The organism is Paenibacillus sp. J22R160 (genome assembly GCF_059692135.1).
The window spans coordinates 172,846-196,044 of the sequence record NZ_JCAUAU010000009.1; the positions used below are offsets into that span (position 1 = coordinate 172,846).

Sequence of the window (23,199 nt, forward strand, 5' to 3'; positions counted from 1 at the left end):
CGTAGTTAGATAAAGGAGTTGTATCCATTGAAAATTAATCAATTAAATAATTGGTGTAGAAAGGCGTTAATTAGCTCCATCCTTCTTTCCCTTGTCACAGGGAGCCTTTCTCCTGCTATCTATGCCAGTGAGCAAGAGAACATTAATGAGAGTCTAACTTCAGTGCTATCACCCGCAATTATAAACAATTCCGTTACGGATTCGGTGTATGCGATGGATGTAGATCCGAGCTTGACGCCAATCCTTACTCCAATTCCGGACGTTGTAAATACCGAGACTGTAGATGTCTCAGGTACAGCTCCACAGGGCGCAGAAGTAATACTGTATGTCTCAAAAGATCAGGGTCCTAAAGCTGAGAGGGGCAAGGTTGTAGCTGGTGCTAATGGCGATTTTGTCATAAAGATTGCATTGCAAGGGGAAGGGACCCATCGTTTGACAGCAACAGCCTCCCTAGATGGTAAAATTAGCCCAGAATCGTCTGCCGTTCAAGTGAGTTTGGATGAAACACCTCCTGCGACACCGTCGGATTTTCGCTGGGAGACCGTAGGACGTGATGAAGTAAAAGTGATGTGGATGTCGTTGGACCCAGATGCGGCATCCATGAAGTATCGGATTGAACGAAACGGTGTATTTGTGTTAGAGACGTCAGACTTGTTCTATTCCGAAATGAATGTGTCGGAGCTTAGCGCGCTGTCGTATCGCATCTATGCGAAGGATAGGGCAGGCAATCTTTCGGATCCTCTAGACATTACTACAGGCACAGCGCATCACACCCAACAGAATGTTAATACGTCTTCGAGTGGAGCATTCGGCAATAACAATTCGGGCGAGATGAAATTGAGCAGGGATGGAACCAAATCTGTTTTCATTTCTAGAGCAACCAATTTAGTTGAAGGTGAAGGGAATGAAGAGATAGGCGCACTGTATGTCAAAGACTTGAGGGACGGGAGTATCAAGCTGCTGCCGCTTCCCGCTGGTACGGAGAGCATAGACTCACCTGATACGGATGAAGATGGCCGTACGGTTGCCATTCATGCAAGTGTAAACGGCGTCTATGAAATTCTGATTATGGACGCAGGTGCTTCTGACGTGAAGCAGTTGCCTACCATAGATGGAGCGAGACCCAATGATTTCGTTGGCCCACCTTCGATGAGTGACGATGGAGAGCGTCTCGTTTTCAATTCAGACGCTAGCAATCTGGTTGCAGGGGATACCAATCAACAGGCAGATTTATTCGTCTATCATCGCAGTTCCAACACCATAACTCGAATTGAGCTGGCTGAGGAGGTTTACAATCAGAACCTTCAAAATCCAATCCTATCAGGTGATGGCAAGTTCGTGCTTTTTTACACAGGCTGTGAAGAGTGTATCACCCAGAAGCTTTATCTCCATAATTTATCTATGACAGGTGGTACGGTTTATCTTACGGATGGAAGCTTCGAAAAAAGTATAAGCACCAATGGTCGATTCATCGCTTACAGCAAGGATGACGGCATATACATTTACGATCGTGAAGCTCCCGGGGAAGCAAAGAATAAACTCATTGTGCAGGGAGCTAGCGGTGAGACCGAATTCAGCGAGATCCAGCTAAGCGGTGACGGTAAGCATCTTATTTTTACAGCGTTCGAGTTTCAGCCTGAACAGGGTTATGCTTTTCAAGGCTATCATATGTATAAGATTGATGTCGACGATCCGAATTTAGCGTTAAGGCTGCTTAGCAATCCAGCAGCCGATGCTAGTTCGGGGTCTGTGAGTAGGGATGGCAACAGAGTTGGATTCATAGGTACAGCCACGAATAGCTTTGATGAAGGGGGCTATTTCCGCACAGGCAGCTTCGTCGTTTGTCCCCGAGAGTGCCAAGAGATTCCTGACGATAAACCGATTCGCAAAGTGAGTTGGCAAGCACCCATGGCGTCTAAGGATCAAATTAAATTGGGTAGTTCACTCCATATTACTGTGCAAGGTGAAAGAAACAGAACGGCCGCAGCAACGATGAATTATTCGCAAGGTGGTGCGACTCAAACCCGGGAAATTCCTCTCACCGAGTTATCGCCAGGTCAATACGTGGGATCCTTTGACATCCAATCAGGGATGACACGCGTGAACTCGATTGAAGGTAAAGTAGCAGACAAGGATGGGAACATGATTTCATTACCTGTGGAAGGACTGCCCGTTTCGGTATCTGCAGGCATTCGAGTAGAGGTTTCAAACTTGCAAAATCCGGACCAGTCCATGAATCAGGATGTAAGCGCAGCGCTCATCGGCAGTCGGCTGGTTGCCTGGAGTCCTAAGAAGAAGACAGGTGCGCAGGCTGTCTATCAGTCCCATGGGACATTTACCGTCATCGTTCCTGAGGCCGAAGACTATAAACTGTCCATATTATCAAAGGATGGATCGCTTCTGGCCGAGCAACTCAGCGTCATTACAGCCAAAGGGGAGTTCGCAAACCTGGCTATGCACGTATTTGTACCTTCGAGCGTGACGATTAAAGTTTCTAGAGAAGAGGGGAATGCCCCCTTCCCTTACATCCCTGTATTGATTGAGCAAGCCGAGTCCAAAAAAGTGATTGTGTCGGGAATAACTAAGGAAAATGGAGAAATCTCTCTTCCTGTTGGTTTCATTGGTGATCAGATTCGTATCAAAGTTCAGATGCCTTCTCCCTATGCAGCGATTGAGCCCGTTATGTTGAGGGTAGATCGCACTCAAACGGACATTTCCCTGCACACAATGATACATTATGGATTGGTTCGTGGTTATGCCAAAGATGTACATGGACGGCCGCTCAGGAATGCGATTGTTTCCGTGAAGCAAGAATCTCGTTCTATCGAAGCGATTACCGATGAGAGTGGTGCCTGGAGTGTGAGAATACCTGAAGGACCTGCCACCATTAGTGGATATATGGGCGGAGAGACGACTCGGCGTACAATGAAGGAAGAGGTTATACAGGTAGAAGCGGCCCGAGAGAAATCCCTTGATGTGATCCTGCACCAAGAGTGGACGGCAACCGTTCATCTGAAATTATTCACGAAGCTTATAGGCAGTGACTGGAAATACCATTCCTTGGGGATTTCGGAACTTAACACTTTCACTCCTACTGTTTCAAAAGAAGGGGGGAAAGGCATAACGCCAACCAATTTTGAGAATGGTCTTACATTCAAGGCTGTAGTTGGCGAAAAATTTCAAGTATGCCTGCACGACCGACTGGGGCAATTGGGGTCAAGCTGCGCGCTTGTAACGATTGATGAAGAGATGCAGGCAACGGCTGAAATGCGATTACAGGAGAAATTGGCGGTAACGGGCAGAACGGTGCTTGAGGAACAGGGGATTTGGACCCTTCATGCTGGTTTTTTTGAAATGGATAAGCAAGGCAAGATCGGTCATGCGGTTACGTATTACACGCTACAGCCAGGCAAATTTCATGTCTCCCTCCCCAAAGCAGGAAATTACTTCGTCTCCGTCACAGCAGTTGGGGATTACAGGCAGGATCGAAAAGTGACGAAAACAATTACGGTCCGTGAAGGGGAAATAACGGAATTAGGCGATCTTGTACTTACGCCGAAAGGTTTTTTTAATCAAGCAGGCGGAAACGGACTTGAGGCGTTGGATAGCACGGTTGCTGAGGGAAGTCATGTCACGATGAGAGGCATGTTCCGCAATGGCAGTGGCGAATCTATCAAGGAGCCAACCTTGCTCATACGGATTCCGCAAGGCACTTCTTTCGTTGAGAATAGTGTCGTGTTAAATGGCCGTCCCGTAGATGGGGTGGTTGTCGGTACGCAATCTATCGCAGAGGTACTCTTACCCGCTGATCTCGCTTCAGGGGAAGAAGGTACGATTCTTTATCAATTGCAAGTGGATAACGTGAACTCGGATCGTATAACCGCTGAGATCGGAATGAGATTTAGGCAAAGCACAACTAAGGATTGGGGAGAAGAGGACATCGCTAGTGCCTTAATTAGGACCACTCAAATCAGCCTAGAAGCACCGCCGAAAGTGGATAAATCCTCTTTTATCGTCAGTGGTCGTGCTGTTTCAGGCAGCAGAGTTCTCCTCTATGACGGTGTAAGGCTTGCCGCTGAAACGAAAACAGCTCCTGGTGGTTATTGGAGCCAGCGCGTGACTCTCATCGAGGAACAAGCGCAAGGAAGAACGCATGCTTTATCCGCCGTAGCGATGCTTGGCGCCTATGAATGGCGTTCGAAGCAAGTGTTTGTTGATGTGATGGAAGTCGATGAACCCATGCCGATCCACTTGACGATGCATGTGAGTGGTCATCGATCGGATGTGGATTTGACCAACGGAATTTCACGGTTTCCGATCGTTGTTGATCCTAAGAAGCCGATTGCTTTCTCGCTGCAATTTCGGGAACCGAAGCGGGTGGACCATGTCAATATTCGATTGGCAGGAGAAGTAATTCCTCTCACGTTCAATGCGTTGACGGAGCGTTATGAGGGAATGAAGTCGACACGCCAGAGACATCTCGGACCCATCGCGGTAAACTATGATATACTTCCTAAACCATATCAAGTTATAGATAACCACGAGGACATACTTCAATCCATGCCTCCCACATTTCGCAATCTGAAGCAAGAGGTACTGCCGTTGGAAGAAGTGATCGCTGATCCTCATGTAATCAGTGAATCGACAAGAACGTATGTCAATAAGGTAGTGTTGACGAGTGCGGATTCGCCAGAAGAGAGAATCGAGACACAGTTCTTCTATGCCCCAATGCCAATTGACTACCATCCAGGATCTAGTCCTGTCAATGGCCCAGCTCTGCATAACGTCAAGTTTCACTTCAATGGTCAGCTTGGGACAATGATGGTTAGTGCGGTTGTCCCTGTGGAGCAAGCGAAGCAAATACTGTCAAGTTTATCTGGAGCTGGTGCTTCCCCGAGCCTGTCAGGTGTTCCTTACATTGAAATAGGCGCAAATTTCAAGTTTGAGCTGAAGACACCGGGTACGGCGAGTCCGCTAGGTCTTGCTTCAGCCATCTACGCAGGATATGACTATCAACAAAAAATGAATGAATTGAATGCGTTCATGGATCAAGTCGGAGGAGGCAATTGTACTTCTGCAAATTCGATCAAGCATTATAATGATGAGTTGCAGAATTTGGCTGAAAGGCTTTTTCAACAATTGCTGTTAAAATACACCTTACAAATGGCTGCAATGGGATTAGCAGGTGCAGGAATCAGCTTCTTAGCCGGTGTCGCGGTTGTAGCGACTTCCGCTGCGATTAATTATGGCTTTAATGCCGCTTGGGAAAGTGATTTGGTTGATCTTCAACAACAATTCTCAGCAGATCAAAGCTCTGATGAGTGTGAGGATGAAGAGGAGGACGAAGAGCAGAGACCGAAACGCGAGGATGATCCGGATGATCAGGATATCTTGGATCCCTATTGGATCTATGATCCTAGCGGTTATGTGTTTGAGGCCGTTGCAACGAATCGTGTAGAAGGCGTTAAAGCGACAGCGTTATTCCTTGATTCGCAGGATCAGGCATGGAAAGTATGGGATGCAAGTCTGTACGGCCAGCAAAATCCGATTCGTACGAATCGGGAAGGGAGATATGCTTGGGATGTGCCAGAGGGTAAATGGCAGGTGTTATTTGATAAAGAAGGTTACGAGACAGCACGAAGCGAGGTGCTTGACGTTTTGCCGCCACATTATGATGTGAATGTCGGCATTGTATCCAAAACTGCGCCATACGTTGATTTCTTGATTCCTCAGGGAGAAGGTATTCTACTGCGCTTCAGCACCTACATGATTCCTGGAACCGTTACATCAGATTTTGTTGCACTCACGCCTGTAAGTACTGACGGTGTTGATGGCGAGCGGATTTCAATCCGTGTAGAGCCTGTTCAGCCACAGACTAGCCCGAGCGGGGAAGTGTTGGCTAAAGAATTCCGAATTGTTTCTGATACACCCTTACGTGCTGGTCAGAGCTATAAGGTTGATGTGGATGCGATGGTGCAAAGCTATGCGGGGACGTCAATGACGCAAGTTTATACAGGTCTCATAGAAATAACAGCACCTGGTCCTGTGAAGGAAGCTGTGAAGTCTGGCAGCATAGGCCTGATTCGCAGTCAGAATGCGCTTGGGGTAAGTTGGGAAGAGAATGATTTCGTGCGATTTGATCACCTTAAAGTGACGTGGAAACAATCAGAATCTGGAACCGTACTCGGCGTAGAAACGGTTGAGCCAGGTAGGGGGCAATTATTCATTGAAGGCCTCCTGCCAGGCAAGACCTATGAAGTTAAGCTCCTAACCATTGACTTGGATGGTAGAGAATCGGATGGTGAAGTTTTGACTGGCAGCACCCTGCCTATACCCCAGGCCATGTTTAATTCAGCGCCTGGCAGCGTGAAAGAAGTGTCGTTTCAGGATGAAAACGAAGGATTAAACCTTCATTGGACCGATCCAAGCGATGCAGATTTAAGAGGCATTAGGGTAGCCTTGAAGAAGCCTAGCGAATCCCGTTTCGGGCCTGCAATTGAGGTTGATAAGGCTGTTCAATTGTTCCGATATGAAGGATTAACTTCAACAGGTATTTACACTGCGAAACTAGAATCCGTTGACACATCAGGGAAACGATCAGAAGCGGTAGAAATAACCGTAACCATAAGCAAAAATGGTGGCGGCACTGGCGACGAAGGTGTGAGCGACGGATGCGGATGCGTGGGTACGCCGGTTCCAACAAAGGATGCTCAGTTGGCAACAATCCCTATTGTACATGGTCAAGAACACTATGAGGCGTTTGAAGGCAAGTTGAAAATGCATGTATCGAAGGGAACGCTGAAAGATGGAGCGAACATCCAGATCAGACGTACCCAGCAGCCTCCTCATCCATTGCCAGCGGGGTATGAAGCGCATGCTGAATATGTGACGATAACCTCAGAAGATGCCTTATTGCAGGAATTGGAGCTGTCTTGGACGTACTCGGAGGCAGTGAAGCAAGGCATGGATGTCCGTAAACTTGGCGTATATAAACTGGATCCTGCCGTACAAGGTGGTTGGCGCTATGTTGGAGGATTTGCCCGCCAAGAACAAAGCGACATCTCAGTAAAGCTTGAGAGTTGGGGGATGTATGCCCTCATGACGTATACGAAGCAATTTGTGGATCTATCTGGGCACTGGAGTCGCAAAGATGCCGATGTCTTAATTAGCCGGCATCTCATGGAGGGGATGGATGATCTTCATTTCTCGCCGGATTCACCCGTTACCCGGGCACAAGTTGTGAAAATGCTCGTCAACTTCTTACAGAAAGAGGGGCGAGTGTCCCAAAAAACTAGCCCGCAAGCGTTTCGTGATGTCCCCGAAACCGCTTGGTATGCGGAAGTTGTTCGAACAGCTTCAACAATGGGGCTGGTGGAAGGTGATCAAGAAATGTTTCATCCCGAAGAGCCAATCTCGCGGGAAGAGCTTGCAGTCATCGTGCAGAGGATGCTGAAAGATGAGACGGCTCCTGTGCCGAGCACTTCACTCAGCCAGTTTCAAGATCGAGAGGACATTGCAAACTGGAGTTCAGATGCAATGAGCTTCATGGTTCATAAAGGTATGTTGACGGGCGTGACGGATAACATGCTAGTGCCGAAAGGAACTGCGACTAGAGCGCAAGCAGCTGTTATTCTAAATAGACTGCTGGCTTTGCGGGGAGATAGCAAGGGCTAAGCAAGCTACAGTCAAGTGAAAAGGATCTGGGGCTAGGCAATGCCTCAGGTCTTCTTTTGCTGTATAGGTACGCATTATCTAGTGGCAAAAGTCCAACCAAGGGAGGGACCAAGCCACCCTTGTAGCTAGTATGCATGCGTACGGCGAAATCTGTGCGTAAAAGCGCGTCCACAAAAGTACTTGTAAGAGACAGGGCGAGCAACATACCAGGCCGTAAAAACTCGTAAGGAGACACTCTATAATCCCGAAAAGTGAAATGAGTCGTCTGCAGGAAAGCGACTTTCGAATGGATGGAAGAACCAGGCGGATCAGTTTGGACCTTTGAAAGAGTTGACAGTAAACACCTTAATGTGAAAATTATTTCTTTTGAAGATATGCATTCAAAAAAAGAATTAGGAACGGATTTAAATGAAACATGTCTATTCATTGAGTTCATTCAAGCTGTTATAATCGCATTGGATTTAATCTTACATAAACATGGAGTAGACGGGTATAAAGAAAAATGGATAAATCATGATTTCCCAATGAATCAGTATCTGTTGTTAACGTCAAATTGAACGGTATATAAACCAATGAAAAATATGTACTTCTATATGGTAAAATAAAGGGGATTTATAGCTTAGCAAAGGAGACAAGCAAATGGGTGACTTTGAATATCGCGAAATTTGTGGGGTGCCGACCATCATAATACAGCCTTCATCCGATCCTATTGGCCAAGTTGTATTGTATCACGGATGGGGGTCTACGATAGAAGGTTACAAGTTTTTTGCATCATTGATATCAAGTTGGCGATATAGAGTGATTGTGCCTGAACTTCCCTACCATGGGGTACGTGGAAGCCTTAATTATTTTGATGAAAATACATTGCAATCTCGTTTTTGGCCAATCGTTTTTCAAGGCGTACAAGAGGCAGTAGATATAGTTTCAGAACTGCTGCAAATTAGCAATACTCCAATTACTTTGGTTGGTCATTCAACAGGTGGATTTATTACTGCGGGAACGTATGCGAAACATCAACAGCTTCGATCCGCAGTTGTTATTAATGGGTCTTGTGCTTGGGTTCAATTTGAAGAACTGTATCGCGAAAAACGCGGTTTAGATCAAATGAATGCTAGCGACAAAGTTACGTTACAACAAAATGATCCGCTCTCCTACTTTCACAAAAATCTTCAAAAACCATTATTACTTCTTCATTGCCAAGATGATACTTCAATTCCTATAGATAGTCAGAGATATTTCTTCAATGCTATATCGACTGAGGGTAAATCAGTAAATCATATCCAATTGATTGAGTACCCTAGAGTTAATCATCAGATCACACTAGGTATGCTGCAAAAGGTGAAGGAGTTCCTTGATAACACCTTGTTACCAATACGCTAATGCAGATTTCAGCGTTAACTGCAGCTATAAGAACGAGCATGATTTTTGTAGGTAATTTTGATTATAACTATAATCGCTCTTTTATCAGATAAGGTCACGTGTTACCGTTGATAGAAGAAATCGGTGATAATGGCACTAACAAAGACAGAAGGTATTCTGGGCTAAACACGACCATCGAAATCAATCCTGATGCCTTAGTGAATAGCGGAGCGGCGTATTAATCCGGCTGAACATCTCCCTCTGGCTGATTACCTTGAAGCTAACAAAAAAAGACGCTTCTTACAGCGCCTTTTTTTGTTCAATATTTCTGTAGGAATTTATAATTTCGACAAGAGTATTGAAACAAGTATTCCTAAAATTGATATCCACACGAAAACTGATTTAAATATACTCTTGATAATCGAGTCCTGACTTTTCAAATCATTCCCATGGTTTTCATGCATGGCTAAATCGATGTTTCCCATAGAATTAGAAGAGCCTTTAGAGCCTACTCCTTTAAAAAGCAAGGATAATATTAGCAGAATTATAGATCCCATAAAAAGATAATCAGAGATTTGTTGCATTTTATTAACCACCGCCTTATTAACAATATTAGCACATTTTAATAATGGCGTTAAGCAATTTGTAACTTTATCGTATTTCAAACGTAAAAGTCCCGATTGTTAAGGAGTTGCATTGAACCAGCCCCTTTTTAGCTTCATTTAAGTAACGGGTAGTATAGTACAATTTATAGTGATTTTCACCCCCCCACAAATGTAATTTTTTTAGTAAACTGAAATAGTTATAAACTTTCCTGTTTTACTAAGCGAGATAATTTAAGGTGCGACTCACGAGAGCAACTTCCCAAAGGGATGGCAATTATTTCCGGTCTAGTCTCAACAATATTGAAGGAGGTCATCAAAATATGCAACGACCCCAAATATGGCACTATGGCCTTGTCGCGAAGGCGCATGCCGAATTGTGGACGGAGGCTGGTCCGGAAGCGGCGTACTACAAGAAGCTGATCGAGACGTCCGGACAACCGGCGCTTGATCTGGGCTGCGGCAGTGGACGCTTGTTGCTCCCCTTTTTGCGGGATGGTCTGGATGTGGATGGCTGCGACTACTCGGAGGATATGCTTGCAGTCTGCCAGGAGCGAGCAGCAAAGCAAGGCCTTTCACCCCGGCTCTATGTGCAGGCAATGCACGAGCTGGATCTGCCCCGGCGCTACAGGACGATATTTGCCTGCGGGGTGGTTGGTCTCGGTGGAGAGCATCGTCTGACTATGCAAGCAATGCAGCGCTGCCATGAGCATCTACGTCCAGGCGGCACGTTCGCATTCAACTATACGGTGCGATGGAACGATCCGCCCGCTTGGCTGGCGAGGTTGCCTGAGTACAGGCTGGCTGAACCCGAGGGATGGCCCGCATCCAGTGAGCGCCAGCGCCTGGCCGACGGAACGGAGCTGGAAGTAGCTGCCCGGACACTTGAGACAGATCCCTTGGAGAACGTCGCCACCCGTCAGATGCGAGTCCGGCTGTGGCACGAAGGAGACCTTATCAAGGAGGAAGTTCACACGCAAAGGGCGGAAGACTTTACGAAGAACGAGTTGGTGTTGATGCTTGAGCGCGCAGGCTTCAGCGACATACAGATCTTTGGAGATTTCAGCGACGAACCAGCTAACGCAGACCACAAAGACCTGATCTTTATCTGTCGAAAGTAAATTCGCGTCCCAATGTCCTGAACCAGGAGTTGTGCGAGTCGAAAACGCCGTTCAGAGAACTGCCGGTTGGTGCGAGGCAGTGGAAATCCGATTCGAAAATCGCCTCAGACGACAGAACTAACGGGAGAACATTAGTTCAATCAAACAGCGACAGTCTAGGACTTTATTTCCTCGTCCTTTACAAAGGGTTGCTCGATTCTGAAAAACAAATGAGAGGCTTTTACAAAAATAAAGTTAGAGTATGGCCAGATATTACTAAAAGGAGATAGATGAATAAGAGGTAATATTATTTTCACAGTAACGACAGACAGTCTCTGAGTTATTTACTAATTCGTTGTTTTTATTTTCCTAAAAGTTCACACTTAAATCTCTTTCAGGCTGTCGGCATAAACCGGCAGCATTTAGTATGTTCCTAAAGATTGATATCTCCGAATTCACAAATAAGTTCACATCAAAATATGAAAAATAGAAAGATTAACTTTCTATTTATTCAGTAGCAAATTGAAATTATTATTACACATATATATTGTCATTTTCTTTCGTTAAGTCAATTAATTCGGAGGCGCACATGTACGAACGTAATTCTACTTACAATATTCAAAATGCAGTGTTGGGGTATACCAGTGAAATGGAGAGATTGAAAGCTCAAGCCAAAATAGGATGGGAAAAAGAATTTCGAAATTTAAAATGGTATGGTTTACAGAACAAGATGCGCATCTTGGAACTAGGAAGCGGACCTGGTTTCTTTACTGAGCAACTCATTCAAAATTTGCCTAGTTGCCAATTAACAGCTTTGGAGATCGATCTAAAACTCATGGACGAAGCTAAACATCGGATAAACTACGTTTCAGCAACTCAATTGCAGTTTGTACATGCATCCGTATACGATACAAGACTACCTGACAATTCACATGATTTTGCAATTGCTAGGTTGTTATTTCTTCATTTAAAAGATCCAGTTAAGGCTGCCAGTGAGATATATCGTGTACTAAAGCCGGGAGGAAAGTTGGTCATCATAGATATAGATGATGGGATATTTGGTGTGGTGAATCCAAACATGCCTCTGCTGCCCTCAATATTACAGAAAGTTGCAGATTATGTCTTTTCAAAAGGTGGCAATCGGTTGATCGGTAGGAGTCTACCGAGGCTGTTAAAACAGACTGGTTTTACTGAAGTGGACATGGATTCGGTTCTTCAGCATAGCGATGTTCTTGGGATTGAGGGTTTTAAACACCAGTTTGATGTAAAACGATTTATTCATTTTTATAATAATGGGGTTATCAATCAGGAAGAATTTGCTCAAGTCGAACAAGCTTCTGAGACGATTAATAATTCCCCTAATGCCTATGCGATGATGAACTTTGTCATGGCTTGTGGTACAAAACAAGAATTAATAAGTTGAATGTATTGCAGATCTCATTACGCTAATGGAGAGCAGGATAATACGAAACCAAGATTGGTACCAATTGACTGGCTGACTTTATCTTCTCAGGCCTTGGCGAAGCTTTCGGGTGGAGCTGACAACCGACCGTATGCCAGCTGCTGTTATGTCGCGATTGAACTATAGATCGTACGAAGTTCGGTGTTATCGCTAATCTGATAAATGCCGCCGAATTCAAAGGCAGCAAAACTGCGCGTCAGAAGTTGCCTGAGTCTAATAGCTTGTTGAAGGAATATGAAAGGAGTTGAATGTAAAGGTGACAGCCTTATTTTCACATAAGCCCGTTGGATACGAATGTCCATTTTGTCGTGTCTCGGGTATCGAGCAATCTAATCAGGGAACAAAACAAAGGGACATCATCTATCAGAATGAAATGATAACGGCATTTATAGCGAGCAAATGGTGGCCAAACAATAAAGGACATGTTCTTGTTGTACCTAATCAACATTTTGAGAACATCTTTGAACTTCCTGGGGATTACGCTGTTGAAATTCACCGAGCGGCTCAGCTTACAGCGTTTGCAATGAAAAGTACATATGGATGTGATGGGATTTCTACGCGGCAACATAATGAGCCTGCTGGCAATCAAGATGTTTGGCATTATCATCTCCATGTTTACCCTAGATATGTGAATGATCAACTTTATCTGACATATGGTTCTCAGTCCGATCCAGATGAACGCTCTTTATATGCTGATAAATTGCGTTCTTGGATAAAGGAAAACATTTAAGGTCTAGGAGGAGCGAATGATGATCTTAGTAGGGGTTACGTGGATCTTACTAGAGAAAAATATAAAGTTCTCTCATAACTACGGAAAACTATATTTCAGCCATCACATGACAGCAGCCGGCACTGATCGGGCAGATTACCTCAACAGTCTTACTACCTGAGACTTAGCTATAACCAATTAAGTAGGGAGTCGCGAAGTTATTGAGGAAACAGGATTATCTGTTAATGAGCGTGAATTTTACGCAGTATATAGCGGAACTAGGATGGAATATATATATCCTGATGGAAACAAGGTTGTTTTCGTCATGTTTCTCTTCAATGCTTGGACTGATTACAATGAGCATTTATCTGAAGACGGGGATACATTAAAATTTCAAGACGATCTATGCGAAACGCTGAAATTACAGTTTTGGAATATTGACGATATTTTACTAGATCAAATAAACAAAGTTCAACGATCAGTCTTTGAGGATTTGCTTAGTGGGAAAACCAATATACTTAGATCTTAAAACACACGTTTGTTGAGCTAACGGAGAACATTAGTTTAATTTGAACACCGCGGCAGCAGGCTCTAAGGAGCGGCTGCTTTTTCGTTAAATTAAAGATAATTGAAAAAATAGCAGCGGCCACGACTATTCATTTCAATCAAGGCTGCTGCTATTTTTTAGTAACCTACTCCGCCTTACTTCCGCGGGGGCAAAGGCAAATTTTTTATTATGGAATAAAGTTCTTGTCAATACCAAATGACAAGAACTTTATTCCATTCCCGATTTATAATAAGCTGTAACCCTTCACTGCATGACGGGCAAATTAGTTAAGTTAAAGTAACTAAGTAACAATAATATCACTACTGTTTGGAACACCGGGTATGGTGTATTCTAAAATCGATGATAAATGAAGGAGGCTATCCTATGCAGTATAATAACTTGTCAAAAACAAGTCTTAAAGTTTCCAAGTTAAGTCTTGGAACCATGATGTTCGGAGGGCAAACAAGCGAAGCTGATAGTCTTAAAATCATGGATTACTCATTTGAGCATGGCATTAATTTTTTTGATACTGCAAACTCGTATAATCAGGGAGAAAGCGAAAAGATCGTCGGTAAAGGTCTCAAAGGGAGGCGTGATGAGATTATTCTTGCGACAAAGGTACGCGGTCCTATGGGGAAAAACCCTAATAACGCGGGATTAAGTCGCCGAAATATTCTATCTGCTGTTGATGCTAGCTTAATGAGATTGGATACTGATTATATCGACATTTACTACATGCATGCGCCTGACAACGATACAACCATCGAAGAATCACTTGAAACGATGTCTACTTTGGTAAAAGCGGGGAAAATTCGTTATATTGGCGTCAGCAACTATGCCGCTTGGCAAGTCGCTGATATGTTGTCTATCTGCGACAAACGCAATTATATCGCACCCATAATCACTCAGAATGTCTATAACCCTATTACCCGCGGCATAGAAACAGAACTCGTTCCTTTTTTAAAGGCGCATGACGTGGGCATGGTCATTTATAACCCTATTGCCGGGGGGTTACTGGCCGGTAAACATAAGCCGGGTCAGCCTGCGGAAAATACTCGATTTGCCAATAATGAAACATATTTTAACAGGTACTGGTCAGATGAGAATTTTGCCGCAGTAGACAAGCTTACTCAAATTGCTGCGGAATGTGGATTGAGTATCCTGCAACTTGCGATGAAGTGGTGCGCCGCGCAAGAATCCGTGACGAGTATCATTTCTGGAGTAAGTCGATTAGCCCAAATCGAGCAAAATATTGCGTCGATTGAGGGGCAACCGCTGGATGTCGAGACTCTGTTGAAGTGCGAAGACGTATGGCGTTCATTAGCAGGAACACGTTTCGGATACAACCGATAAGTAACCCGAATAGTAATATTACTGAAAGAATAAGGCGGGATCCGATGATCACGCCTTATTTGAGAGTAAAATAAACACACAAGGGAATCACATTAGGTCTCGTTACGTGGTCAGAAGTGCGCAATTAAGGAGAGTTAACATGGATGACCATAAAGATATGTATGATTGCCCTCTGTTAAATCGTTCACTTTGGATGGGAGATTGCTACGATATCAACGCTGTGGTTGAAAGAATGGTAAAACCGTCAATTGTTCAGTCTTTAGAATCTGAACTTGGTTTTCAAGTTGAAATGTCCAAAGCAGCAAAGGTATGTCCTAACTGCTGTCATTATAACTTCAAGAGCTGAGTTTTTCCGTCGATAATAGTTGTTGTGTTGAGCTAACGGGACACTATAGCTTCATATCAGAAGGGGCTGCCGCATGGCAGCCCTTTGTTCACGAAAGGGATAATTTAACAATAATCATTTATTATCTACCACTTCATTATTAATTAGTTATTATTTTTGATAGGGGTATTACAATAAGAGGTTTGTAATCGCTACTGATAAAGGTACGGTACTTAATAAGAAATAAAACATTATTTATTTGGAGGAGATTCTTATCGAAAGTTCTATTAAAGACAAATTTACTAAAGAAATTTTTATAGAGGCTGCAGATCGGTTTGGAATTAACTTTGCAGATACTATTAAACTTGACGGTTTTCAAAATTTTGTGTTTTTAGGGAAACGTGATTCAATAAGTGTGATATTAAGGATTACTCATAGTACACATAGGAGTAAGGATATGACGCTTGCTGAGATCGAGTTTATTTCTTATCTAGCCAATTCCGGAATGACTGTATCTAAAGCTTTACTTTCTAATCAAGGTGAATATGTTGAAGCTATTGAACAAGCTGATAACTGTTTTATTGCAACAGCTTTTGAGTTCGCTCCCGGCAGAAAGGCTGAAATTTGCGTCGAAAGCGATATCTTTTATGAACGAATTGGCAGGTTTACTGGGAAAATGCATAAACTATCAAAACAGTTTTCTCCTATTCAAAAAAGATACGATTGGATTAACAATGCAGCTGTTACAAAATTTCAAAATTATGTGCCTAATGAGATGCTTCAACACAAACTTGAGTTAATAATAAGTCAAATTCAATCATTATCAAGAGACAGAGATTCGTTTGGGCTTATTCATGGAGATATGAGTCCGGGGAATTACCTAAATCATGAAGATCACCCGAGCATCATTGACTTTGATCAATGCGAGTACAGTTGGTTTGCTTCTGAAATTGCAACATCGATATTTCATGAAACTCCAATTCCATTTATTATTACAGATGTGAATAAACGAAAGACAATAACAAAACGATTTTTCTCGAATTTTTTTCAAGGATACTCTGAAGAAAATACACTAAGCCGTAGTTCACTAGATGCCATTCCATTATTTATAAATTTAAGACAAGCTATCGTTATTGGTCTTATACACCGTAGTGCTGATATGGGTAACTTTGATAATTGGAGTGATTGGAATAAGGAAGCATTAACTTTTTATATGAATAATATAAAAAATGATATTCCGTATATTGACTTGGATTTCACATGTCTATGATATAAATATGAAAAAGTTTGTAATATTAAGGGGAATGTTAACAATGCAAAAGGAATTCTAGTCCGATAATAAGTAATGTGCCGCATTCCAAAAGGTTATATCAATTTTGGGGTCAATTATCTACTAGGAGGAAAACAGGAGTAGTATACAAATCAAAATATCCTTATCTTGTTGAAAAATGCTCTGAGTAGGATGTTTGTACTTAATCGTAAACGAAAGAGAAACGTTTACCAAATGAGAGGAATATATGAATGACAATACAACGTAGCAGCCTGAGCGTGGAAATTACAAAAAATGTAAATATTGATTATCTCATTTCTCATCCAGAAGGATATGCAGACTTAATTCGTGAGTGGGGACTTATTATTTTTTTGCATGGAATGGATATGAGGGGCGAAGGGACGTATCCCAAATATCGAATTATGGACTACTTGGAATAATTAACGAGGGTGAATTATCACTACCATTCATAGTTGCAGTTCCCCAATGTCCATATGAGTCTTATTGGAATATGGAGCGTGATGCGGTTACTGCTCTGATAGACGAGGTTGTAGCTAATCATCACGTAGATCGAAAACGTATTTATTTGATTGGATATCGTATGGGAGGATATGGAGTTTGGGATTTAGCTATCCATCATCCAAAAAAGTTTGCTGCAATTGTGCCCCTTGATTCAGGCGGCCAAATTTCAAAAGCAGAGCAACTCAAATACACATTAATTTGGGCATTTCATGGGGCGAAAGATAATATAGTCCCATTAGAACAAATGATAAACATGATAAACGCTAAACAATTAGATTTGGTCTTTTTTCAAAACCATGTGAGTGAAATAGTTTGTTACATTATGAAAAAATGTGCGTATTTAGGGAGTGTTATTATGCTAAGTTTTAAGAACACAACAACTGAAATTTTAAACAGTGGCATTGATACAGTTGTTCTATCGGTAGGAGCAACGGAACAGTTCGGACCGTACTTACCAATGCATTTAGATACGCTTATCGCAGAGCTATTCGCTGATACTTATGGAAGAGAATTAAATGCTTATATATTACCTACAATTCCGTTTAATACCTCTGAAGAACATGCCAATTTTAAGGGAACTGTTACACTAAGCCCCAATATACTAACATCCTTGTTGGAAGAAGTGATTACTAACCTGACAAAACAAGGGTTCAAGAAGTTCTTGGTCTGCAGTGGACATGGTGGCTCCTATTGGGAGGGGGCTTTCGTCAAACATATTAATTACAAGTACCCTCAAATTATCTTAATCACAGCAAATCATAACAATCATATTGCTTGGGAAGAAGCACTTAATACGGCAGGTTTACAAGGCTTAAACGAAATACACGGTGGGTTATTGTCTGTTTGTACGGCGATGTGGCTTTGTCCTGAACTAGTTAAATCAAGCTCAATGGGCTCAGACATACCATTGGAAAACCGTCTTTATGCAGATTACATAGGATGGGATAAACTAACTCAGGACGGTTGTTGGGGGAAATTCGAAGAAGGAAAATACTCACAGGAAGAACTTGCTGAAAAGGGAAAGCTATTTTGGAACACATTTATTAATAAAAGAGCTGAAGGTTTGAAACAAATCCTAGATGAGGGTTACCGTCGAAAAACTCAGCTATGAATGCACGAACTCCACGGTGAACAAGGTGTCGCCTGGTCAGAGGCACTCCCTATTTTAGCGAGATCGCCTACGAGATATATTACTTAAACAAACTACAAGTTGAGGCTACCGCTGTGAAAACGAGTGGTAGCCTCATTAAGCTATCGGGCAGGATTGTTGAATAAACATATTTTAGTTGGGCAAAGAAATACTTTGCTCGAAACGGAACAGATTTTCGGAATCGTAGGCTTTCTTCACCTGTCTAAGCCTATCTAGGTTCCCGGCAAAGTACGCTTTTTGCCAATCCTCAATTTGACTGTCGCAATAGTCGCGGTAGGCGCCCCGGGTATATGGCAGCATAGCTCTGCGGAACTGCTCGATCCAGTGCAGATTGCCGGCCTCCTCGGCATCACTTTCCCAATACGATTGATATTGCATCACAAACAGCGCTTTGCGGTGAGGGAAAGCCGTTTCATTGGAAGCAAACCTGTTGATGGCGCCTCCGTAAGCGTCAAATACAACCATATTGCTTGGGCCAGGAGAGGTACTCAATTGTTGGCGAAGTACAGAGGCTGCATCATCGGAGAGCGGTTCGTAGACATAAGCTGATGAATTCTTAAATGTGGATTGCTGTGTCGGTGTTCCCGCCAACCGGCGGGCTGCTTCAATCCACCGAGCGGAGCGGAACGTGGCTGTTGTAGGTGTCATGGCTTCCTGCATGGGGCGCGTGATGCGCCGCAAATCTTTTTCGAGCCCGGTAAATACGCCGATCGAGCCTATATTTCCTAAGCCTTTTGCCGGTAATCTGAGCACTGAAGTTAGGCGGGCATCGGTATGAGGAGCCCATGATTGCCATTGATGTACCACTTTTTCTAGATTGTCATAATCCCAGGACCAAATGAAATATGAGACATCTCCGATCGGATGTACGCGGAATGTAAAGGACGTGATTACACCGAAGCTCCCGTCTCCGCCACCCCGGCAAGCCCAGAACAACTCAGAGTTTTCCTTGCTGCTGACATGGTGGACATTTCCTCGCGCGTCGATCATGTCGAGTCCGATCAAGCTGTCGCAAGTCATACCGTGAAGCCGAGACAGGAAACCGTAGCCACCACCGAGGGTTAGACCCGATATGCCGACTGTCGGACACGATCCTCCAGGGATCGTTACGCCGTATTTCCATAACGCTTCGTATAAAGGCAGTAGCCGAAATCCAGCCCCGATACGGGCGATACCTTTTGCTTTATCAATTTGGAGTGTCAGCAGTCCGCTTACGTCGATAATGAGACCGCCGTCGACCAGTGAATATGCCTCATAACTATGACCACCTCCGCGAATGCGAAAAGGCATGTGTTGCCTGCGCACCCATCGGATGGCGTTGGCAACGTCGTCAATCGTCCTGCAGTACACAATGACTGCGGGGAACTTAGAAAAGCGGGCATTAAACCCTCGTCTCGCTTGATCATAGTCTGGAGAGTCTTGAACAACTACGTGTCCGGTCAAACCGTTTGTCCAAGCCATGGCGTTGGCGCCTCCCTTATAAGTGCATGTAATAGTAAGGCTATCCTGTGATATGTATTTAATTACACTTGTTTTTTATGCAGACATCAAGAAAAAATGGCTGGAAGTTTTGATGATAATGTTGATGTAACGGGCAGATTTGATCAAAAAAATGTATTCCCTCTAGTAACGGATTCTAATAAAATTATTACGATTCAACCTTGAGATGGAGGGATTTGGTGAGTAAAATTAAATTACTTCCTAACATAATGCTCGGGCTTTTATTTTCAGTTGTATGGATTTCAATTGGAAGTATTATTTACATTAATTCACTTTCAACAATGCCAAGAATTTTACACTCCAACAGTGGAATGAAGTTCTTGCCTTATTTCTTATGGGGCATTCCCTTTTTAGTAGTTGTATTTGGTGTAATTTATATAAAAAAACTTGGCTATAGAGTTTCATTAATCTCATTCTTGGTTGGAACCATATTTTTTTCTTTAATGATTCCTGTCCTGTTAGAGTAAAGCTGTACTAGTTATCCCATTACGCGATGATAGTTAAATAGGGATCGCCGGCTGTTGTGCAGTCAACGATCCCTTAAAATTGGTATTTAAGGCAGGTGAACAAATGGGGCTATCAGAAGAAATACTAAATTCTTTTCATCTTAGCGGGGATATTGTGCCATTGAGCGGTGGGCAGAATACATCAGTTAGAGTTAAAAATACTGTATTAAAACCTGTGGATGATATACAACATAATGAATGGTTACTGAATATTATTTACAATATTAACCCTCGAGGTTATAGGGTATCAAAGCCTATTAGAAGTGAACATGGTACTTTTGTAAGTAAAGGATGGGCTTGCACTCAGTATGAGGTAGGTACGGATGTAAAAGGGCGAATAAAAGAAAAACTTCTGGTATCGAAGTTATTTCACCGTGACCTATCTTCCATTGATTTTCGGAACTTCGCTCATACTGATAATCCTTGGTCCAAGGGTCATCGTATAGCATGGCAAATAGATGAATTGCCAGGGGAATTATCGTGGGAAGCACAAGAAATTATTAATAAATTACTAAGTAGGGTAAGCCTAAAAGAGCAATATAAGGTGCAGATTGTTCATAGTGATTTGTCTGGAAATATTCTTTTTGACCATGTTTTGAGTCCTTTAGTAATTGATTTTTCTCCAACAATTGCTCCAGTAGAATATGCAGAAGCCATTTTAGTTTGTGATTGTATAGCATGGCAAGGAAGCAATATTTCTGAGATAGATCTGCTTCCAGGTAATGAACTATATAAAGAAATGATTATTCGAGCAATCATTTTCCGGTTATCTGTTTCTGCTATATTTTCAAAAGGTGATTATCTTAAATTTTGCCGAGAGTATCAGGCATTTAAATCCATAATAGAGTATATAAAGTAGCATTCAACTAATGAACTAATGGATAACGCAGTAATAGATAAGAAGCCCCTTATCGACCTTGCGGCTGAAAAGGGGTTTTGGTAACGAGCTGAAACGGGTCAGACTACGGCGTCGTTGGGTAGTCCCAAACATCGGGAGGTAGCTTATCCTTGAGTGATTCATACATGGAGTCGCGGAACAGTTTCACCGCAGGATACGGCCGGAGGGCAATAGTGCGCTCCTCTATCAGCCCCTGCTCGTTGTCCACGATGATCTCCAGGCTCTCAATCTTGTGGCCATCCATGGTTCCCACCCAGCGCAAGAATGTGGTGCGCTCATCGAGCTTAAACTCGGCTGTATAGGTACCGGAACCACGAGTAGAGCTCGACTGAGCGAAAATCGCCGCGATGACGTCACGCCCCTCGATCGGCCGTACCAGGATCGGGCTATTGAATACGACGTTTTCGGCAAGTAACTCTCTCACCTGGGCGGGTGTAGCGTTACCGGATTCCCGTAGCTTGCGTAAAGGATGCATTGTGATTCCTCCTATGCTGTGTCATTTGTTGCTGATATCGAGCAAAGGCTTACCCTCGGGGCCTATCTACTCGGCATCTTTAGGAACCAGCCCTCAACCGCAGTCGCTATATAGAGTTAGAGTAGCCGCGGGACAGGTAGCGTCATTTTGAAGGTAAATGAGTGTCCGCCTTAAGTATTTGCAGGATTATAGCCTATTATACCGTGCCAGCACTGGGGTTCAATCCAACGACGTTTGGAAGTAATTATAATTCGGGATACAAAGAAGTCTACCTTGGAAGAAAATTAACTGAGGTCATTCAACTCCCTCGGTATGATTTGAATATCTCACGCAAGCTCGTCTATTCGCAGGATTTCAACCTTTAGATTTCGATGATGAATGAAAGATAGCGAGAGATAATAGGACGTGTCGTTGCGAATACACCAACTTGCGATTAAAAATGGTTTAGTTTTAAGCTGCCAGTGCAAAGATTTTCTTCGGGTTGTAGGTTCCACATAACTTCATGATAGATTTCATTTTTTGAGCTTTTTCACTTGAACATTATGGTGATGTATAGCCTTAAATTCTTGGTTACTCATCACCATATACATTAGCCATGAGCACTCGCAGCTCCTCGTATTCGGAAGAATGGAAGTGGGCAGGGGAATAGTAGCCGTTTTTCACCATGTCGGCAATAACTAAAGCATCTTTTTTGTTGCTTTTAGAGCGTGTATTGTCGCGGTTTTCTTTATTCTTTTTAACAAGGTGAGGATTAACAAGTACGGCTTCAATGTCTTTGTTTTTGAGCCATCCGGCAAGGCTTAACCAGTAATGGCCAGTCGGTTCCATACCAACGATAACTTGAGATAATTTAAATGAAGCTAACAAGTCGCGAATCCAACGGTCGAGGGACTTGAAACCATCCTCGTCATTACTAAACACTAAAGGATTACCGAGAGCGACACCTCGAAAATTAACGGCTCTAGCAACATGGGCCTCCTGAGCAATGTCTACACCTACAACAATATGATTAAAGGTAATGTTTTCAATGAGTTGATTTTGCTTTTCTTCTGCGATCCATCGCCTGTATTCGTACCTGGCGATCCACTCAACTATCGGGCAGAATACTTACAATATATGCTAGTATAGATTGTAGAGTTTGAGCTCATATTGGATATTTTCAAAAGGAAATATGAAATAATTTATTTCATTTTATTTTAAGAGAGGGAGAATAATGATTACATTAGATTTAATGAATTCGACTGAATTTCAGGAATACCTTAATTCTGCAATTAAGAGCTATGCAAAAAGCAACGTGCAATCTGGTAATTGGAATGAACAGGAATCTATTAGTAAGGCAACAGAACAATATGCAAACCTTTTGCCTGATGGCGAGAAAACCACTGATAACAAACTATTTACAATTCGTTCTGATGGCCAAGAGGTTGGAATGATTTGGTTTGCAGTGAAACCAAACAACAAAGGGTTTATTTACGATATAAAAATTAAGGAAGATTACCGAGGGCAAGGATTTGGCAAGCAAGCGATGGAAGATATAGAAAAGTTGGGAAGAGAAATTGGCATCAAGAGTATAGGACTTCATGTCTTTGCTCATAACCAAATTGCTCGTGGTTTATATGAAAAGTTAGGCTATGAAGAAACGAGCATCGTAATGGCAAAAGAATTATAAACTCTATTTCTTGTTGAACTCTAACGGCGAACTATAGATTAATCACAAGGGCTGCCGCTTGGCGGCCCTAATTGCTCT

General features: G+C 43.0%; 16 protein-coding genes and 1 pseudogene. 14 read left to right on the top strand and 3 right to left on the bottom strand.

Annotated elements, in window-relative coordinates; all coding sequences use genetic code 11:
* The first annotated feature begins 27 nt into the window (after nt 1-27).
* The 11 genes from AC58UW_RS19705 (at nt 28) to AC58UW_RS19755 (ending at nt 18,034) form a co-directional block, all read left to right on the top strand.
* Nucleotides 28-7,674 (top strand): S-layer homology domain-containing protein, encoded by a 7,647-nt coding sequence (locus tag AC58UW_RS19705; RefSeq protein ID WP_497422310.1) that lies wholly within the window; start codon nt 28-30, stop codon nt 7,672-7,674.
* A gap of 290 nt (nt 7,675-7,964) precedes the next feature.
* Complete coding sequence (locus AC58UW_RS19710) at nt 7,965-8,231, top strand: hypothetical protein (RefSeq protein ID WP_497422311.1); 267 nt, start codon at nt 7,965-7,967, stop codon at nt 8,229-8,231.
* Between the two features lie 82 nt (nt 8,232-8,313).
* The gene (locus AC58UW_RS19715) at nt 8,314-9,054 is read left to right on the top strand and encodes an alpha/beta hydrolase (protein ID WP_497422312.1); all 741 of its coding nucleotides are present in this window, start codon (nt 8,314-8,316) and stop codon (nt 9,052-9,054) included.
* A gap of 904 nt (nt 9,055-9,958) precedes the next feature.
* Nucleotides 9,959-10,756 carry a class I SAM-dependent DNA methyltransferase gene (locus tag AC58UW_RS19720; RefSeq protein WP_497422313.1) on the top strand — a complete coding sequence of 266 codons (798 nt, stop codon included), beginning with the start codon at nt 9,959-9,961 and terminating at the stop codon, nt 10,754-10,756.
* Nucleotides 10,757-11,324: 568 nt separating this feature from the next.
* Nucleotides 11,325-12,158, top strand: coding sequence for a class I SAM-dependent methyltransferase (locus tag AC58UW_RS19725; protein ID WP_497422314.1), 834 nt, complete (start codon nt 11,325-11,327; stop codon nt 12,156-12,158).
* A 295-nt stretch (nt 12,159-12,453) separates the two neighbouring features.
* On the top strand, nt 12,454-12,927 hold the full coding sequence (locus AC58UW_RS19730; protein ID WP_497422315.1) for an HIT family protein: 474 nt from the start codon (nt 12,454-12,456) through the stop codon (nt 12,925-12,927).
* Between the two features lie 910 nt (nt 12,928-13,837).
* Nucleotides 13,838-14,806 (top strand): aldo/keto reductase, encoded by a 969-nt coding sequence (locus AC58UW_RS19735; protein WP_497422316.1) that lies wholly within the window; start codon nt 13,838-13,840, stop codon nt 14,804-14,806.
* Nucleotides 14,807-14,945: 139 nt separating this feature from the next.
* On the top strand, nt 14,946-15,152 hold the full coding sequence (locus AC58UW_RS19740; RefSeq protein ID WP_497422317.1) for a hypothetical protein: 207 nt from the start codon (nt 14,946-14,948) through the stop codon (nt 15,150-15,152).
* A 238-nt stretch (nt 15,153-15,390) separates the two neighbouring features.
* Nucleotides 15,391-16,401, top strand: a complete 1,011-nt coding sequence (locus AC58UW_RS19745; RefSeq protein WP_497422318.1) for a phosphotransferase enzyme family protein — start codon at nt 15,391-15,393, stop codon at nt 16,399-16,401.
* Nucleotides 16,402-16,652: 251 nt separating this feature from the next.
* Nucleotides 16,653-16,841: a hypothetical protein gene (locus AC58UW_RS19750; RefSeq protein WP_497422319.1), complete on the top strand. Its 189-nt coding sequence runs from the start codon at nt 16,653-16,655 to the stop codon at nt 16,839-16,841.
* 71 nt (nt 16,842-16,912) lie between these two features.
* A complete protein-coding gene (locus AC58UW_RS19755) occupies nt 16,913-18,034 on the top strand; it encodes a creatininase family protein (RefSeq protein ID WP_497422320.1) in 1,122 nt (373 codons plus the stop codon).
* A 171-nt stretch (nt 18,035-18,205) separates the two neighbouring features.
* Here AC58UW_RS19755 and AC58UW_RS19760 read toward each other — a convergent pair whose 3' ends face one another.
* Nucleotides 18,206-19,534, bottom strand: a complete 1,329-nt coding sequence (locus tag AC58UW_RS19760) for an FAD-binding oxidoreductase (RefSeq protein WP_497422321.1) — start codon at nt 19,532-19,534, stop codon at nt 18,206-18,208.
* 218 nt (nt 19,535-19,752) lie between these two features.
* Between AC58UW_RS19760 and AC58UW_RS19765 the strand changes: the two genes are divergently transcribed.
* Both AC58UW_RS19765 and AC58UW_RS19770 read left to right on the top strand, forming a co-directional pair.
* On the top strand, nt 19,753-20,040 hold the full coding sequence (locus tag AC58UW_RS19765) for a hypothetical protein (protein ID WP_497422322.1): 288 nt from the start codon (nt 19,753-19,755) through the stop codon (nt 20,038-20,040).
* 103 nt (nt 20,041-20,143) lie between these two features.
* On the top strand, nt 20,144-20,938 hold the full coding sequence (locus AC58UW_RS19770) for a hypothetical protein (RefSeq protein WP_497422323.1): 795 nt from the start codon (nt 20,144-20,146) through the stop codon (nt 20,936-20,938).
* 103 nt (nt 20,939-21,041) lie between these two features.
* On the opposite strand, the gene AC58UW_RS19775 is transcribed toward AC58UW_RS19770, so the two are convergent.
* Together AC58UW_RS19775 and AC58UW_RS19780 are read right to left on the bottom strand one after the other, a co-directional pair.
* The gene (locus AC58UW_RS19775) at nt 21,042-21,452 is read right to left on the bottom strand and encodes a hypothetical protein (protein WP_497422324.1); all 411 of its coding nucleotides are present in this window, start codon (nt 21,450-21,452) and stop codon (nt 21,042-21,044) included.
* A 588-nt stretch (nt 21,453-22,040) separates the two neighbouring features.
* Nucleotides 22,041-22,508 (bottom strand): annotated as a pseudogene (locus tag AC58UW_RS19780) (IS110 family transposase); the annotation flags it as partial.
* A 157-nt stretch (nt 22,509-22,665) separates the two neighbouring features.
* Here AC58UW_RS19780 and AC58UW_RS19785 point away from each other — a divergent pair.
* Nucleotides 22,666-23,121: a GNAT family N-acetyltransferase gene (locus AC58UW_RS19785; RefSeq protein WP_497422325.1), complete on the top strand. Its 456-nt coding sequence runs from the start codon at nt 22,666-22,668 to the stop codon at nt 23,119-23,121.
* Nucleotides 23,122-23,199: the final 78 nt, after the last annotated feature.